Raw genomic sequence first — 15,508 nt, 5'->3', positions numbered from 1 at the left:
AACCAGCGACAAACGGATTAACAGTCCGTTGCTCTACCAACTGAGCTATCGGGGATTGGCATCAAGATGGCGCGCATATTAAGGTCTTTGGGGGGGAGGGTCAAGCCCCTGAAAACACAGGAATCAAAAATCATCCATGTCTGAATCCGCGCTTCCCGACAGCGATAGCAACACCGTCGCCGATGACAACTTTGTGGACGCCTACCGGGCTCCCTGGTGGCTCAGGAATGGGCATGCCCAGTCGATCTGGCCGAGCCTGTTCCGTCAGGTGGCGATGCGGGAACCGGTGGTGGAGTCCATCCCCACGCCGGATGACGATGAGTTGTGGCTGGACTGGTATCAGCAGGGTGCGTCGCGGCTGGCGGTTATCTGTCACGGTCTGGAGGGGCATAGCCGCAGGCCCTATGTGCTGGGACTGGCCCGGGCCCTGTTGTCCGACGGCTGGGATGTGCTGGCGTGGAACTACCGCTCCTGCGGTGGCGTGATGAACCACCAGCCACGGTTCTACCACAGCGGCGCCACCGATGACCTCGGGGTGGTCGTGGACCACGGGCTGGCCCAGGGATATCGGGCCATGGCCCTGGCCGGCTTCAGCATGGGTGGCAACCTGACGCTGCAGTATCTCGGGGAGCAGGGGGAGGCGGTGGACAGCCGCATTGCCGGCGCGGTGACCTTTTCCGTGCCCTGCGACCTGGCCGGGGGCGCGGATGTGCTGGCCCGGCCCAGCCGCCGGCTCTACATGTCCCGTTTTATCACCGACCTGCGCGCGAAGATGGCCGAGAAAGCCCGGCGGTTTCCGGATCGGATCTCCATGGACGGCTTTGACGACATCCGGCGCTTCCACGAGTTCGATGAGCGTTACACGGCGCCGCTCCATGGTTTCGAGGGCGCCCGGGACTACTGGCACCGGGCTTCGTCGCTGTTCCGCCTCAGGCATATCCGGGTGCCCGCGCTGATGGTGAACGCCGTTGACGATCCCTTCCTGTCCCGGGACTGTTTCCCGGATTCCCGGGAGCTGCTGGGGCCCTGGACCACCCTTGAGGCGCCCCGTCACGGTGGCCATGTAGGCTTTGTCCAACGCCATCGGGATGGCTGGTACTGGTCCGATGAGCGGGCCGTGGACTTCCTGCGCCGCACGGCACACTAGTACCTGAGGTTTATGGTTGGCCCTTGGCCAGGTTCTGCTCCAGCAGCGGCCTGAGGTGTGGCCAGACATTCTCCAGCAATTGCGGCTGGGCCTCACCAGTGGGGTGGATGCCGTCTCCCTGCATCATGCTGTCCTGGTTATAGATCCCGTCCAGGAAGAAGGGAACCAACGCGGTGTCGTACCGGTCGGATAACTCCGGGTACAGTTCGGCGAACAGCCGTGTGTACTGGGGGCCGTAGTTCGGGGGGATCTGCATGCCCACCAGCAGTACCCGGGCGCCGGCTTCCTGTGAGGCCTCGATCATGGCGGACAGGTTGTCCCGGATGACCGTTGGCTGGAAGCCCCGCAGGCCGTCGTTGCCGCCGAGTTCCAGGATGACAATGTCCGGCTGGTACTTATCCAGCAGATCCGGCAGACGACGGGCGCCACCGTCGGTGGTTTCACCGCTGATGCTGGCATTGACCACCTGCCAGTCCCCGGTGTCCTGTTTGTCCAGGCGCTGGCGCAGGAGGTTGACCCAGGCCGTCTCGGTTTCCACGCCATAGGCGGCGCTCAGGCTGTCGCCCATGACCAGGATGGTGTTGGCCTGGGCGGAGGCGGACGCCAGCAATGTCAGGCTGGCGAGCAGCCAGAACACGAAAACCGTTGATCTCCGGCGGGAAAATACCGTACCAATAGGCATAGCGAACATCGAGTGTCCTCTTTGCAGGTGAAAGTGCAGGTTAAGAGTGACAGACACTGAATCAGTTCCCGGAGCAGATGTGACAGACCTTTCAAGTGGACCCAGCCAGCCTTCCGAACCGATCCTGACGGTAAGCAACCTGACCCAGCGTGTTGAGTTGGGCCATGAATCTCTGACCATCCTGCAAGGGGTCAGTCTTGAAATCAAGCGGGGGGAGTCGGTGGCCATTGTCGGTCGCTCCGGTTCCGGCAAGACCACCCTGCTGGGCCTGCTGGCCGGCCTGGACACCCCGTCGGAAGGCGAGGTGGTGCTGGAGGGCAAGGCCGTCAGCCGGCTCTCCGAGGACGAGCGTGCGGCCCTGCGGGCCCGCCGGGTGGGCTTCGTGTTCCAGTCGTTCCAGTTGCTGCCGGCCCTCAGTGCCCTGGAGAACGTCATGCTTCCCCTGGAGCTGGCGGATTTTGCCGACCCTGAATCCCGGGCCCGGGAACTGCTGGAGCGTGTCGGCCTGGGTGACCGCCTGACCCACACCCCCCGTCAGCTGTCCGGGGGCGAGCAGCAACGGGTGGCCATCGCCCGGGCCTTCGCCTGTGAGCCGGTGATCCTGTTTGCGGATGAGCCCACCGGCAACCTGGACAACCAGACCGGGCAGGAAATCCAGGAATTGATCATGGCCCTGAACAGGGAGCAGGGCACCACACTGGTCATGGTTACCCACGATGAGACCCTGGCCGCCCGCTGCGAGCGCCGTCTGACCATTGACGCCGGTCATCTGGAAACGGACCAGGAGGTAACAGCCTGATGTCAGCCAGCCGTAACCTGGGGTCCGTAGCTCGGGACTGGCGCCAGCGGGATGTCAGGGTGGTGCTCAGTGCCCTGGTGATCGCAGTGGCGACCGTGGCCATCATCGCGCTGTTTGCCAGCCAGTTGCAGCGTACGCTGATCACCTCCGCCAGTTCCTTCCTGGCCGGCGATCGCCAGCTTGAGGCGGAGCACGGTCAGCCCATCCCGCCGGAATGGCGGGAGGAGGCCCGCTCCCGGGGCCTGGAAACCGCCCGCATGGTGGAGTTCGCCACCATGCTCAGCGGTGGTGAGCGTTTCCAGCTGGTCTCCGTCAAGGCGGTCAGTGACAACTATCCCCTCAGGGGGCAGGTGGAGTACCAGCCGAGCCCCGATGGTGAACGGCAGTTGCTGGATCAGGGTCCGCGTCCCGGCGAAGCCTGGCTCAACCCACGCCTGATGCGCCTGCTGGAACTCGAGGTGGGCGATTCCGTGGAGATCGGCAACCTGACGCTCGAGATCTCCGGGCTGCTGGTACGGGAGCCGGACGGCGGCTTCAATATGACCGGGCTGGCGCCCCGGGTGATGATCCATGCGGATGATGTGGACGCCACGGGGGTGGTGCAGGAAGGCAGCCGGGTGGAGTATATCAACCTGTTTGCCGGCGATGAGGCCGCGCTGAATGCCTTTCACCAGTGGATTGAACCCCGTCTGGAGCCATCCCATGAATGGGAGAGTATCCGCGACGGCGCCACCCTGTCGGAGTCCCTGGACCGGGCGGAGCGGTTCCTGCTGCTCGGTGGCAGCATCGCGGTATTGTTGGCTTCGGTCGCCGTAGCGGTTGCCAGTCGCCAGTACGCCGTCGGCCAGCGGGACACGGTGGCGCTACTGAAGACCCTGGGCCTGTCCGGCCGGCGGATCGGACGCATGTACCTGGCACGGCTTGCCGTGTGGGGTGTTGTGGGCATGGCTGGCGGTCTGCTGGTGGCTCTGCCGGTGTATGCGTTCCTCAATAACCTGATGGAACAGGTGCTGGAGCAGGACGTGCCTTTCGTGGTGGATGTGCCGGCCCTGGCGCCCGCCCTGGCCACGGCGCTGGTGTCCCTGTTCGCGTTTGCCTACCCGCCCATCCGCCGGCTGCGGGACGTACCGGCCATGCGCGTGTTGCGCAGCCAGCCCGGGGAGCCGGACGGTCGGGCCTGGACCGATATTGCCATTGCTGTGGTGGCGATCTTCGGCCTGGTCTGGCTCTATGCCCGGGAGATCATGCTGGTACTGGCGCTGATTGGTGGCCTGGTGGCGCTGCTGGGCATTCTGGCGTTCCTGGGTTGGGTGCTGGTGATGGGGCTGCGCCGGGTGACCGGTGGTGGCAACGCCTGGCGACTGGCCCTGGTGGGGCTGTATCGCCACCGTCGTTCCAGCCTGTCCCAGATTGCCGTGTTCGCCATGACCCTGATGCTGGCCAGCACCCTGGTCCTGGTGCGTTCCTCGCTGCTCGCGGACTGGCAGGCCCAACTGCCGGAACAGACCCCCAACCATTTCCTGATCAACATCGCCCCGGAAGCGGTGGACGAGGTGGAAGCCTTCTGGGACGAACGGGGGCAAGGCCTGGACACGGTCTATCCCATGGTCCGGGGGCGCCTTACCGAGATCAACGGTGAGCCGGTGCGTCAGGTGGTCAGCAAGGACGACAGCGTGAACGCCCTGAACCGGGAACTGAACCTCACCTGGATGGAGGATCTTCCGGAGGACAACCGCATCGTGGCAGGCACCTGGGTCAACGACCAGCAACAGGAAGGAGTGTCAGTGGAGGCGGAACTGGCTGCGGAACTGGGCGTTGAAGTGGGGGATGTGCTGGGCTTTACCGTGGGCTCGGACATCATTGCCGAGCCCATTACCAGCATCCGCACCGTGCAGTGGGAGAGTATGAAGCCGAACTTCTACATGGCGTTCCCGCCCGGCGGGGCCCTGGAAGGGCTGCCCGCCACCTGGATCACCAGTTTTTATCTGCCGCCGTCCCAGAAATCGGCGCTGAATGATTTCACGCGACAGTTCCCGACGGTATCGCTGCTGGAGGTGGACCACATCATCGAGCGCATCCAGCAGATCGTCCGACAGGTGACCCAGGCCATCGAGGCCATCCTGGCGCTGATCCTGGCGGCGTCGCTTGTGGTGATGGCGGCGGTGGTGAGCGCCACCCTGCAGGACCGGCAGCGTGAAGGGGCGCTGCTGCGGACCCTGGGTGGTCAGCAGTCCCTGCTGGTGCGCAGCACCATGCTGGAATTCGGCCTGGCCGGGTTGCTGGCGGGCATCCTGGGCGTACTGGCCGCCGAGACGGCGGTCTGGGCCCTGCAATACCGGATGTTCGGTGGCGAGTTCCGGTGGCACTGGGCGGTGGCGCTGCCAATTCCCCTGATCAGCGCCTTGGTCCTGGCCCTGCTTGGGCGCTGGCAGTTAAGGCCGGTGCTGCAGGTCAGCCCGATGCTGTTATTGAGGCGCCTGGAATAGTTGCGGCGCCTGTAACAGGGGCATGCCGGGTCAGCGGTACTGATCCAGAATCTCCTCCAGTTCACCGCTGGTCTTCATCTGCTCAAGTCGCTTGTTGAAGGCCTCGACAAACGCCGTCCAGCCCGGGCGCACCATCAGCCGGTAGCCGAACTCGCTGATGGCATGGTCACTGTGCTTGAACTTGCCCTGCCAGTCATTCTGGCGAATGATCCACTGGCCGACTGCCATGTCCGCCACACCAGCGTCGATGCCCTGACCAAACAGCAGGAAGGTGAAGATATCCCGGTCCTGGGATACCTCGTACCGTTCCAGGACGCCACTGTCGAACAGGGGTTGCAGTTGGGGGTATTTGTACCCCAGGGGCGTCACCAGGGTAATGCCTCGTAACGAATGCTCTCCCCGGTAACGGAAGTCGGATTCGGTGGTGCTGAAGAACACCTCCCGCACCGGAACGATGGTATCGGTGAACAGGAATTTGTCCGGTTCCTCGGTCCACTCCCGGGCCCGGGGACTGGCGTCGATAAGACCGTCCAGTAACAGGCCGTCCACCCGCTTGCGGGGAATCTCGTGGGCTTCCACCCGATACCCCATCCGGTCGGCGATGCGGGTCACCACGTCATAGGCAATGCCGCTGTATTCATGGTCTTCGGAGACGATCAGGTACGGGGGATAGCCGCCAGTGGACACATTCAGCTTGAGGACTGGCGCTTCGTTATCGGGAGCGGTTTCACTGGTCAGGCCGGCAACCGGAAAGGCGACGAGAGCGGCCATGACAAAACGGCGGATGGGAGCACACAGCATAGACAGCAGAGACCCTGTGGAGGCGGTGGTTCATGTAATTGTCAGACATCCATGCCGCAGGGTTCGGACTGAATGCTCCATGCAAGACCGCCTACCTTGGCAAACATATTATCCAGGAAATATGCCTGGAAGGCATAAACCAAGGTAAGTCGGCTGATTGTTACCGGTTTCGCTATGCGAATCAACCCGGAAAGTTGTCAAAAACCTAACCCCAGGCTTTTTCAAGTAGGTTCTGAATATCTTTCAGTGAGGCCTCACGGGGATTGTAGATAATGGCGCCATCATCCAGTGCCTGGCGGGCGATGGCGTCCAGTTGATCCTCGCCGATCTTGCCGGTTTCCCGGAGTGTCCGGGGCAGTTCGCAACGGTGGTGCAGCTCATCCCGCAGATGGCGGATAGCGGATATGGTGGCCTCGGCTCGACGGGAGGCGGGCGTTGCGGTCCAGACCTCCGGCCCTTCCAGGTACAGCAGGAGTTCTGACAGCGGCTCGCGGATATCCTCCAGGTTGTACTCCAGTACATAGGGCAGGTACAGGCTCATGCACAGGCCGTGGGGCAGGTGGCAGAGGGCGCCGGTGGCATGCCCCAGGGCGTGGACCAGCCCCACCATGGAGTTGGAGAAGGCGATGCCCGCCATGGTGGAGGCCTCCGCGAGGTCCAGCCGGCCTTCCTCATCCCTGGGATGGTCCATGACTGACAGCAGGGAACGCCCGATCTTTTTGATCGCTGCGGTGGCGTAGGCATCGCTGAGGGGGTTCTTGGCCATGCAGGTATAGGCCTCGGTGGCATGGGTGAGGGCATCCATGGCCGTGGCGGCGGTAATCTGCGGTGGCAGTGTCAGGGTCATCCGGGGATCGATAATGGCGGCATTGGGCAGCAGGAACGACGAGGTGAACGGCAGCTTGACCGACCGCTCCCGGTCCGCGATCACCGCCACCGAGGTGACCTCGGAGCCGGTGCCGGCGGTGGTGGGGATGACGAAGAAGGGTCTGAGGGGGCGGGTAAGGACCCCCGCACCGCTGTACTCGGCGATATCGTCGCCGCCCTCGGACACCAGGATATTCACGGCCTTGGCTGTGTCGATGGAGGAACCGCCGCCAATGGCTATCAGCGCGTCGCACTGTTGCTGACGATAGAGGTTGGCAATGTCCCGGACAGTGGTCGTGGAGGAATCCGGAGGTACCTCGTCATAGATGGCGGCAATGGTGACGTCGCTTTCCTGGCAGGCGGCAATCACCGGATCCAGCAGACCGGCCGAACGGACGCCCTGGTCCGTCACGATCATGGGCCGGGTGGACGCAATACCGGTCAGTTCGTAGGGCAGATGCTCCAGTGCGGCCTGGCCGGCGATGACCTTGACCGGACAGAAGAACTCGTAATAACGGCTCATATCGGTAGTGCCTCCTTTCTAAGGTCCCGGATCAGACCGGTGAGTACCCGGCGATAGATACCAATGGCGCCGGGTACCTTCTCCAGCAGGCCAAGATCCGCCGGATACTCCTTCACGGCCCGGCTGGCGATCAGCCTTGGCAGGATGATGGACTCCAGACGGTTAAGGATTCGTGTCATGCGGACGCCGTAGCCGATATCCCCGTCCACCACCATGCGGTCGTTGGCAAAGGCTTCGGTGGTCTTTTCCTGGAACGACAGCACCAGGAAGGCGTGGGCCATGTGCTTGAAGCGGATCGACAGATCCACCTTGCCATCATAGTCATCGCCGAGGTATCGCAACTCACCCTGGCCGGTATGTTCCAGCACCAGTGAGGGACCGGATGGCAAAACCATCATCTGGAAGACAAAGCCTTCCGGTAACGGGCGGGCGTCGTCGATCACCTTCTGGTCGCTGCGGGAAATGGCCTCCAGGGCGTGGCCCATGAACCGGAACATGGTCCGGACGTACTGTCGTCTGGCCCTGAGGGCGGCGGAACGGGTCAGCTTTGCAAGCATGGGTGGCACCTGTGCTTTGAGCCTGGGGAGCATGTGTCGGAAAGATCGACGGACTGGCCACGATTTTCCCGACCTCTGACTGCCGTTTTAGAGTTATTGCTCTAACAAGTCAATGCCTGATCTGCGGGCGGGGAAGGATCGGGCGGGACCCGGCGGGGATGGACTCCCCACCGGGCCCCGGGGCAGGGTTATTGCAGGTTGGACAGTTTGCGGCGGGCTTCTTCGCCGATCTCGCCCCCGGCCTTGGCGACTTCATTGTAGTAGGCGGCCGCCTTGTTCCGGTCGCCCTTCCGGGCGGCGATATCTCCCAGTCGCAGGTAGGCAATGGAGGTCGGAACCACCTGGGCGGAGGCTTCCAGGTCCGCCTGCGCCTTATCGAGGTTACCCCTGTCCAGTTCACTCAGGCCCCGATACAGGCGATAGCTGAACATCTCCGGATACAGCTCCACGGCCCGGTCGTAGTCTTCCTGTGCCTTTTCCGGGTGTTCCAGGGCTTCCTGGATCCGTGCCCGGGTGGCGAAGAACGCGGCCTCACGGGGCGCCATCTCGATGGCCTCATTCACCTTGGCCAGGGCAGATTCAAGCTCCTCCTCACTGGCCAGCTTCAGGGCCTCGTCGTGTAGCTCATAGGCCGGCTGCAGGCGTTTGGCTTCGGCGATCCTGCTCTGGTATTCCTCGCGGCCCCGGTATCCGCCACTGTCGTACTTCCGGGCCAGTCTCCGGTTGGCTTCCACCCGTGCCTGGGATGGCGGGTGGGTGGCAAACAGGCCGTCGATAAAGCTGGACTGCTGCCCCTCGGACAGCTCGAGGAAGATTTCCTGGAGCTCCACGGCCGCCTGGGGATCATAGCCGGCGTCCACCATGTACTCGATGCCGTAGCGGTCGGCTTCCAGCTCATGGGACTGGCTGTACTGGGACAGCGCCAACTGGCTGCCCACGGCGGCGCCCCCCATGATCAGTCCGCCCCACTCATTGTCACCCAGGGCCAGCCCGATTCCGGCCATGCCGGCACTCAGCAGCATACCCTGTTGCATCCGTTGCACGCTGTGTCGAGCAGCGGCGTGGACAATCTCGTGACCGAGGACGGAGGCGAGCTGGGCCTCATCCTCCAGCTTTACCAGCAGGCCCCGGTTGATGGCGATCTTGCCCCCGGGCAGCGCCCAGGCATTGGGCACGCTGCTGTTGAGTACGGCGAACTCGTAGGGCAGGTCGGGGCGATCGCTGACTTCGGCCAGTTTGTTGCCCACATTCTGAACATAGGTGGTCAGCTCCGGGTCCAGGTAGAAACGACCACCCTGGGTCTGGATGGTGGGCCGGTAATTCTCCTGGCCCATCTGGTGTTCCTCACCCTCTCCAATCAGCGACAGTTGCGTCTCCCCGGTTACCGGGTTGGTGGCACAACCACTGGTCATCATGACCAGGGCGCTGATCAGAAGTAGAAGGGCCATCCTGGCCCTGCTGGAATAACATGGTTTCACTGGGATCTCCTTGCCAGATGACGTCTTTGGTCCTGTAATGTTGTCCTGACCGTCCGGTTTTCCGGGGGGCACCGGCCGTCGCGGAAAGTGCGGGACGGTCATGGTCAATGATAACGGAAACTGTAGCCTGAGCCAGTGGTGAATATTCAGGGGACACCCGTAATAGGGTATGATCCCGGCGCGTTTTTCCGGTAAATCACAGGACTGCCATGACTGACAAAGACCTCGCGGACCGTGTCGAACGGTTCATCAACACCCTGAACCAGGCCCGGGAACTTGGCCTGACCGTGGTGAACGCCGCCCCGGGGCAACTGACGCTGAGCCTGCCCTACAGCGAACGGATCATTGGCAACCCGGAAACCGGTGTGATCCATGGCGGCGCCATCACAACGCTGATGGATACCACCTCCGGTTCGGTGATGATCTGCGGCCTGGACGATTTCGAGCTTTGCCCCACGCTCGACCTGCGGGTGGACTACATGCGCCCGGCGGAACCGGGCAAGCCGGTCCATGCCCGGGCCGAGATCCGTAAGATGACCCGCAACATTGCCTTCACCCGCTGTGAGGCTTTCCAGGAAGACGGCGAGGTCGTCGCAACCTGCGTCGGTACCTTCATGCGTATCGGCAAGGAGGCAACGCCCAAGGCCTTCCGTGACATGATCGCGGGGGTAGGGCAATGAGCGGTGCGACAAAGAACATGGCAGAGGTACTGCGGCAAACCCGTGAAACCGGTGATTTCTCCCCACTGCTGGAGAGCATTCCCTACGCCGGCTACATCGGCCTGCAGTGCGAACGCTTCGGCGATGACCTGATCTTCCGCCTGCCGAGGAAGGACTCCAACCTGGGCAACCCGTTGCTGCCGGCCATCCATGGCGGCGTGATTGGTGGCTTCATGGAGGTATCCGCCGCCATCTACCTGATGATGTCCCAGGACACCTTCCGGGTGCCCCGGATCGTGGACTTCTCCCTGGACTACCTGCGCGCCGGCCTGGACCGGGAGACCTATGCCGAGTGCCATCTGACCCGCCAGGGCAACCGGGTGGCCAACGTGATGATCAATGCCTGGCAGAAGTCCCGCCGGGAGCCTATCGCCACCGCACGGGCTCATTTCCTGCTGGACCAGTAACGTCGGACATCCGTCGTTCACCTACAAGCCTTGAAAAGCCCCACGGGGCCCCCAAATCTAGCTCCACGCAATGGTTAACCGCGCCGTTTGCCCTCACCGGGGCAGGCGGCGCCTGTCGTATTCGTGTGTGCAAGAAAGCAGGAGACACTCCACCATGACGGTTGAAACCCGCAAAGAAACCCTTGGCTTCCAGACCGAAGTGAAGCAGCTGCTTCAACTGATGATCCACTCCCTGTACTCCAACAAGGAAATCTTCCTGCGGGAGCTGATCTCCAACGCGTCCGACGCGGAAGACAAGCTGCGTTTCGCGGCCCTGAAGGACGACAGCCTGTATGAGGACGATCCGGACCTGAAGATCCGCCTGGACTACGATGCCGAGGCCGGCACTGTCACCCTGGCCGACAACGGTATCGGCATGACCCGCGAGGACATCATCCAGAACCTGGGCACCATCGCCAAATCCGGCACGGCTGAGTTCCTGAAGCAGCTCTCCGGTGACGAAAAGAAGGACAGCAAGCTGATCGGCCAGTTTGGCGTTGGTTTCTACTCTTCCTTCATCGTCGCCGACCGGGTGGAAGTGTTTACCCGTCGCGCCGGCAGTGACAAGAGCGAGGGCGTACACTGGGAATCCGGCGGTGATGGCGAGTTCACCATCGAGAACGTGGACCTGGACAGCCGTGGCACCCGCATCGTGCTGCACCTGAAGAAGGACGAGAAAGACTTTGCTGACGGCTGGCGCCTGCGCAACCTGGTGAAGAAGTACTCCGACCACATCTCCTTCCCGGTTGTCATGAAGGTCGAGTCCGAGGAAGAAGAGAAAAAGGACGAGTACGAAACCGTCAACGATGCCACCGCCCTGTGGACCCTGCCGCGTACCGAGATCAAGGACGAGGAGTACAAGGAGTTCTACAAGCACATCGCCCACGACTTCGAGGACCCGCTCACATGGTCCCACAACAAGGTGGAAGGCAAGCTCGACTACACCAGCCTGCTGTACCTCCCCAAGCGGGCGCCCTTCGACCTGTACAACCGTGAGGCCCCCCGTGGCCTGAAGCTCTATGTGCAGCGCGTGTTCATCATGGACGACGCCGAGCAGTTCCTGCCCCTGTACCTGCGCTTCACCAAGGGCGTGATCGACTCCAACGACCTGTCCCTGAACGTATCCCGGGAAATCCTGCAGAACGACAGCACCGTGGAATCCATCCGCAACGCCATGACCAAGCGGGTGCTGGACATGCTGTCGAAAATGGCCAAGAAGAACCCGGAGGACTACCAGACTTTCTGGAACGAATTCGGCTCCGTACTCAAGGAAGGCCCGGCGGAAGACTTCGGTAACCGTGAGAAAATCGCCGGCCTGCTGCGCTTCGCCTCCACCCACACCGGCGAGAGCACCCAGGACGTGTCCCTGGACGATTACATCGGTCGCATGAAAGAGGGACAGAACAAGATCTACTACATCACCGCCGACAGCCATACGGCGGCCAGCAGCAGCCCCCATCTGGAAGTCTTCCGCAAGAAAGGCATCGAGGTACTGATCCTCTCTGACCGCATCGACGAGTGGATGATGGGCTACCTCAACGAATACGACGGCAAGCAGCTCCAGGACGTGGCCCGGGGCGACCTGGACCTGGGCGAGGTGGAAACCGAGGACGACAAGAAACAGCAGGAAGAGGCCGAGAAAGAACACGAAGGCCTGCTGGAACGCCTCAAGACCGCCCTGCAGGACCGTGTCCAGGAAGTGCGCGTCACCAAGCGCCTGACGGACTCACCGGCCTGCCTGGTGGTCGGCCAGTTCGACATGGGCAACCAGATGAAGAAAATCATGGAAGCCGCCGGCCAGAAGGTACCCGAGAGCAAGCCCATCTTCGAAGTCAACGTGGACCACCCGCTGGTCCAACGCCTGGAAAGCGAGAAGGGCGACGAACGCTTCAGCGAACTGTCCGCCGTCCTCTTCGACCAGGCCACCCTGGCCAGCGGCGAGCAACTGAAGGACCCGGGTGCTTATGTCAGCCGGCTTAACCGGTTGTTGCTCGAGCTATCGAACTAGAGATAGATGGGGTTATAGTCAACTAGAGTAGGAAATGCCCCGTTGACCGAGGGCGTGCCTTGGGATTCTGTTTCGGGACCTTCAAAAACAGGGACGTTTTTGAAGAGCCTACATGGATGTATTCACGGCGTGTCCCGAAACAGGATACCAAGGCGCGACTTTCCCCAATTCCAAGCTCATTAAACATGCAAGAAATCATCGTGGACATCCAGATCGGCCCGGAAGAGTGGATCAAGCTCTATAACGGAGCCGCCCGGGATGTCCATACCACGGCCCGGGACGGACGCTCCGTCCGCTTCCCGGCCCGCATCCTCTCCCGCTTCTACCTCCGTGATGGCATTCGCGGCAGCTTCCGCATCCTGTTCGACGACCAGGGCAAATTCGCCTCCATTGAACGACTGCAATAGCCGGTCGCTATCCCAATCGCCACCTTGATCGTCATCGATAAATAAAAGCTTTCAGGAGCTTACTTTTAATCAATTTCATCTCTTGATGGTCCGCGGGCTATGGTGTGTTCGTACCGATCAGGAAGGAGTTGAGCCATGTCAGTCATCAACGCGAAAGCAATTGCCCCCCGGAAAGAGGTGTTGACCATCCTGGTGAGCTACTGGGGCAACTATGCCATGGCCCAGTAACAACCTGACGGGACCCAGCGACCCATGGAGCACCATAGCCATCCGCTATAAAGGTGTTAGAAAAGCTTCAAGTAAATCAGCAAGCAGGCGCCTGTGGATGACCTATATTAAGGAGTGCTCTTGCCAAAGATGCCCTTTGCCAATGCAGTAAACAGGAGAGACCGATGACAGATAATAACAGTGGCGGTAAGTGCCCCGTCATGCACGGTGGTAGCACTTCAGCAAGCCAGAACAACACCGCCTGGTGGCCGGAAGGTCTGAACCTCGACATCCTGCACCAGCATGACCGCAAGACCGATCCGATGGGGGAGGACTTCGACTATCGCGAGGAAGTCCGCAAACTTGACTTCGACGCACTCAAAAAAGACATGCACGCCCTGATGACCGACAGTCAGGACTGGTGGCCGGCGGACTGGGGGCACTATGGCGGCCTGATGATCCGCATGGCCTGGCACGCGGCCGGCAGTTACCGGCTTGCCGATGGTCGTGGTGGTGGCGGTACCGGCAACCAGCGTTTTGCACCGCTCGCCTCATGGCCCGACAACGTCAGCCTCGACAAGGCGCGTCGTCTGTTGTGGCCGATCAAGAAGAAGTACGGCAACAAAGTCAGTTGGGCCGATCTGATGATCCTGGCGGGCAATGCTGCCTATGAAACCATGGGCCTGAAGACCTTCGGTTTCTCCTTTGGCCGCGAAGATATCTGGCACCCCGAGAAAGACGTCTACTGGGGAGCGGAAAAGGAGTGGCTGGCGCCCTCCGACGAGCGTTACGAGAACGTGGACGATCCCAGCACCATGGAAAATCCCCTGGCGGCGGTCCAGATGGGGCTGATCTACGTCAACCCGGAAGGTGTCAACGGCAATCCGGATCCGCTCAAGACCGCCGGGCAGGTGAGAGAGACCTTCGCCCGCATGGCCATGAACGACGAGGAAACCGCTGCCCTGACAGTGGGTGGCCATACCGTCGGCAAGTGCCATGGTAACGGTGACGCCGGTGCCCTGGGACGTGAGCCGGAAGCCGCTGACGTTGAATACCAGGGCTTCGGCTGGCACAACCCCAACATGAAAGGCAAGGCCAGTAACGCCGTCAGCTCTGGTATTGAAGGTGCCTGGACCAAGGAGCCCACCAAGTTCGACATGGGTTATTTCGACATGTTGCTGGACCACGAATGGGAAAACCGGACCAGTCCGGCCGGTGCCCATCAGTGGGAGCCTGTCGACATCAAGGAAGAAGACAAGCCCGTGGATGCCAGTGATCCGTCCATCCGCCACAACCCGATCATGACCGATGCCGACATGGCCATGAAAATGGACCCGACCTATCGCGCGATTCTGGAGGATTTCCGCAAGAATCCCGAAAAATTCCAGGATGCCTTCGCCCGGGCGTGGTTCAAACTGACTCATCGCGACATGGGTCCGAAGCCGCGTTACATCGGCCCGGAAGTACCGGACGAAGACCTGATCTGGCAGGATCCAATCCCGGCTGGCAACACCGACTATGTAGAAGAAGTGGTTCGTGAAAAGATTGCCGCCGCCGGCCTGAGCATCAGTGACATGGTCGCCACTGCGTGGGACAGCGCCCGAACCTATCGTGGCTCCGACATGCGTGGCGGTGCCAACGGTGCCCGAATTCGCCTGGCCCCGCAGAAAGACTGGCAGGGTAACGAACCGGATCGCCTGGCCAAGGTGCTGAAGGTGTACGAGCAGATCTCCGCCGACACCGGCGCCAGCGTAGCCGACATCATCGTACTGGCCGGCAGCGTGGCGATCGAGAAGGCAGCGAAGGCCGCCGGTCACGACGTCCGGGTACCTTTCCTTAAAGGTCGCGGTGATGCCACCGACGAGATGACCGATGCGGAGTCCTTCGAGCCGCTGGAGCCGCTGGCGGATGGCTTCCGCAACTGGCTCAAGAAGGACTATGTGGTCAAGCCGGAGGAAATGCTGCTGGACCGTGCCCAGCTCATGGGCCTGACCGCGCCGGAGATGACCGTGTTGATCGGTGGTATGCGCGCCCTGGGCGCCAACTACGGCGGCACCAAGCATGGTGTGTTCACCGACCGTGAAGGCCAGCTGACCAACGACTTCTTTGTCAACCTGACCGACATGGCTTACGCCTGGAAGCCGACCGGCAATGGTCTCTACGAGGTTAGTGACCGCAAGACCGGCCAGAAGAAGTGGACCGCCACCCGGGTGGACCTGGTGTTTGGTTCCCACTCCATCCTCCGGGCCTATGCCGAGGTGTACGCCCAGGACGACAACGAAGAGAAATTCGTGAAGGACTTCGTGGCCGCCTGGACCAAGGTCATGAACAACGACCGCTTCGACGTCCAGTCCTGAAACTGACCCGGCGCCCCTCGGGGC

At 61.8% G+C, this 15,508-nt stretch carries 13 protein-coding genes; 8 read left to right on the top strand and 5 right to left on the bottom strand.

Annotation, left to right across the window (positions count from 1 at the left end; translation table 11 throughout):
• The first annotated feature begins 136 nt into the window (after nucleotides 1-136).
• Nucleotides 137-1,147, top strand: coding sequence for a YheT family hydrolase (locus RO069_RS02865; protein ID WP_328185229.1), 1,011 nt, complete (start codon nucleotides 137-139; stop codon nucleotides 1,145-1,147).
• A 10-nt stretch (nucleotides 1,148-1,157) separates the two neighbouring features.
• Here the strand turns inward: RO069_RS02865 and RO069_RS02860 are convergent, their stop codons facing one another.
• Nucleotides 1,158-1,829, bottom strand: a complete 672-nt coding sequence (locus tag RO069_RS02860) for an arylesterase (RefSeq protein WP_328185230.1) — start codon at nucleotides 1,827-1,829, stop codon at nucleotides 1,158-1,160.
• A 79-nt stretch (nucleotides 1,830-1,908) separates the two neighbouring features.
• Between RO069_RS02860 and RO069_RS02855 the strand changes: the two genes are divergently transcribed.
• Nucleotides 1,909-2,628, top strand: coding sequence for an ABC transporter ATP-binding protein (locus tag RO069_RS02855; protein ID WP_328185228.1), 720 nt, complete (start codon nucleotides 1,909-1,911; stop codon nucleotides 2,626-2,628).
• Nucleotides 2,628-5,114: an ABC transporter permease gene (locus RO069_RS02850; RefSeq protein WP_328185227.1), complete on the top strand. Its 2,487-nt coding sequence runs from the start codon at nucleotides 2,628-2,630 to the stop codon at nucleotides 5,112-5,114. Before RO069_RS02855 ends, RO069_RS02850 begins: the two co-directional genes overlap by 1 nt.
• Before the next feature lie 30 nt (nucleotides 5,115-5,144).
• On the opposite strand, the gene RO069_RS02845 is transcribed toward RO069_RS02850, so the two are convergent.
• The 4 genes from RO069_RS02845 to RO069_RS02830 form a co-directional block, all read right to left on the bottom strand.
• Entirely contained in the window at nucleotides 5,145-5,915 is a 771-nt protein-coding gene (locus RO069_RS02845) for a substrate-binding periplasmic protein (protein WP_328185226.1), read from the bottom strand.
• Nucleotides 5,916-6,120: 205 nt separating this feature from the next.
• Complete coding sequence (locus tag RO069_RS02840) at nucleotides 6,121-7,305, bottom strand: iron-containing alcohol dehydrogenase (RefSeq protein ID WP_328185225.1); 1,185 nt, start codon at nucleotides 7,303-7,305, stop codon at nucleotides 6,121-6,123.
• Entirely contained in the window at nucleotides 7,302-7,862 is a 561-nt protein-coding gene (locus tag RO069_RS02835) for an SCP2 sterol-binding domain-containing protein (protein WP_328185224.1), read from the bottom strand. The genes RO069_RS02840 and RO069_RS02835 overlap by 4 nt, the downstream gene beginning before the upstream one ends.
• Nucleotides 7,863-8,050: 188 nt before the next feature.
• Nucleotides 8,051-9,310, bottom strand: coding sequence for a M48 family metalloprotease (locus RO069_RS02830; RefSeq protein WP_328185223.1), 1,260 nt, complete (start codon nucleotides 9,308-9,310; stop codon nucleotides 8,051-8,053).
• Between the two features lie 239 nt (nucleotides 9,311-9,549).
• Between RO069_RS02830 and RO069_RS02825 the strand changes: the two genes are divergently transcribed.
• The 5 genes from RO069_RS02825 to katG all read left to right on the top strand — a co-directional run bounded on the left by RO069_RS02825 (nucleotide 9,550) and on the right by katG (nucleotide 15,484).
• Entirely contained in the window at nucleotides 9,550-10,020 is a 471-nt protein-coding gene (locus RO069_RS02825) for a PaaI family thioesterase (protein ID WP_328185222.1), read from the top strand.
• Nucleotides 10,017-10,466: a PaaI family thioesterase gene (locus RO069_RS02820; protein ID WP_328185221.1), complete on the top strand. Its 450-nt coding sequence runs from the start codon at nucleotides 10,017-10,019 to the stop codon at nucleotides 10,464-10,466. Before RO069_RS02825 ends, RO069_RS02820 begins: the two co-directional genes overlap by 4 nt.
• Nucleotides 10,467-10,620: 154 nt before the next feature.
• Complete coding sequence (gene htpG / locus RO069_RS02815) at nucleotides 10,621-12,513, top strand: molecular chaperone HtpG (protein ID WP_328185220.1); 1,893 nt, start codon at nucleotides 10,621-10,623, stop codon at nucleotides 12,511-12,513.
• A 185-nt stretch (nucleotides 12,514-12,698) separates the two neighbouring features.
• The gene (locus RO069_RS02810) at nucleotides 12,699-12,920 is read left to right on the top strand and encodes a DUF2835 domain-containing protein (RefSeq protein ID WP_328185219.1); all 222 of its coding nucleotides are present in this window, start codon (nucleotides 12,699-12,701) and stop codon (nucleotides 12,918-12,920) included.
• 392 nt (nucleotides 12,921-13,312) lie between these two features.
• The gene (katG, locus tag RO069_RS02805) at nucleotides 13,313-15,484 is read left to right on the top strand and encodes a catalase/peroxidase HPI (RefSeq protein WP_328185218.1); all 2,172 of its coding nucleotides are present in this window, start codon (nucleotides 13,313-13,315) and stop codon (nucleotides 15,482-15,484) included.
• Nucleotides 15,485-15,508: the final 24 nt, after the last annotated feature.

It is taken from the genome of Marinobacter sp. OP 3.4, assembly GCF_036224885.1.
In the GTDB taxonomy this organism is placed as follows: domain Bacteria; phylum Pseudomonadota; class Gammaproteobacteria; order Pseudomonadales; family Oleiphilaceae; genus Marinobacter.
This window is presented reverse-complemented; position numbering and strand designations above follow the sequence as displayed.

Coding starts and splice junctions, on each gene's coding strand:
- RO069_RS02865 (WP_328185229.1), top strand. CDS start 137: ATGTCTGAATCCGCGCTTCCCGACAGCGATAGCAACACCGTCGCCGAT.
- RO069_RS02860 (WP_328185230.1), bottom strand. CDS start 1,829: ATGCCTATTGGTACGGTATTTTCCCGCCGGAGATCAACGGTTTTCGTG.
- RO069_RS02850 (WP_328185227.1), top strand. CDS start 2,628: ATGTCAGCCAGCCGTAACCTGGGGTCCGTAGCTCGGGACTGGCGCCAG.
- RO069_RS02845 (WP_328185226.1), bottom strand. CDS start 5,915: ATGCTGTGTGCTCCCATCCGCCGTTTTGTCATGGCCGCTCTCGTCGCC.
- RO069_RS02840 (WP_328185225.1), bottom strand. CDS start 7,305: ATGAGCCGTTATTACGAGTTCTTCTGTCCGGTCAAGGTCATCGCCGGC.
- RO069_RS02835 (WP_328185224.1), bottom strand. CDS start 7,862: ATGCTTGCAAAGCTGACCCGTTCCGCCGCCCTCAGGGCCAGACGACAG.
- RO069_RS02830 (WP_328185223.1), bottom strand. CDS start 9,310: ATGGCCCTTCTACTTCTGATCAGCGCCCTGGTCATGATGACCAGTGGT.
- RO069_RS02825 (WP_328185222.1), top strand. CDS start 9,550: ATGACTGACAAAGACCTCGCGGACCGTGTCGAACGGTTCATCAACACC.
- RO069_RS02820 (WP_328185221.1), top strand. CDS start 10,017: ATGAGCGGTGCGACAAAGAACATGGCAGAGGTACTGCGGCAAACCCGT.
- htpG (WP_328185220.1), top strand. CDS start 10,621: ATGACGGTTGAAACCCGCAAAGAAACCCTTGGCTTCCAGACCGAAGTG.
- RO069_RS02810 (WP_328185219.1), top strand. CDS start 12,699: ATGCAAGAAATCATCGTGGACATCCAGATCGGCCCGGAAGAGTGGATC.
- katG (WP_328185218.1), top strand. CDS start 13,313: ATGACAGATAATAACAGTGGCGGTAAGTGCCCCGTCATGCACGGTGGT.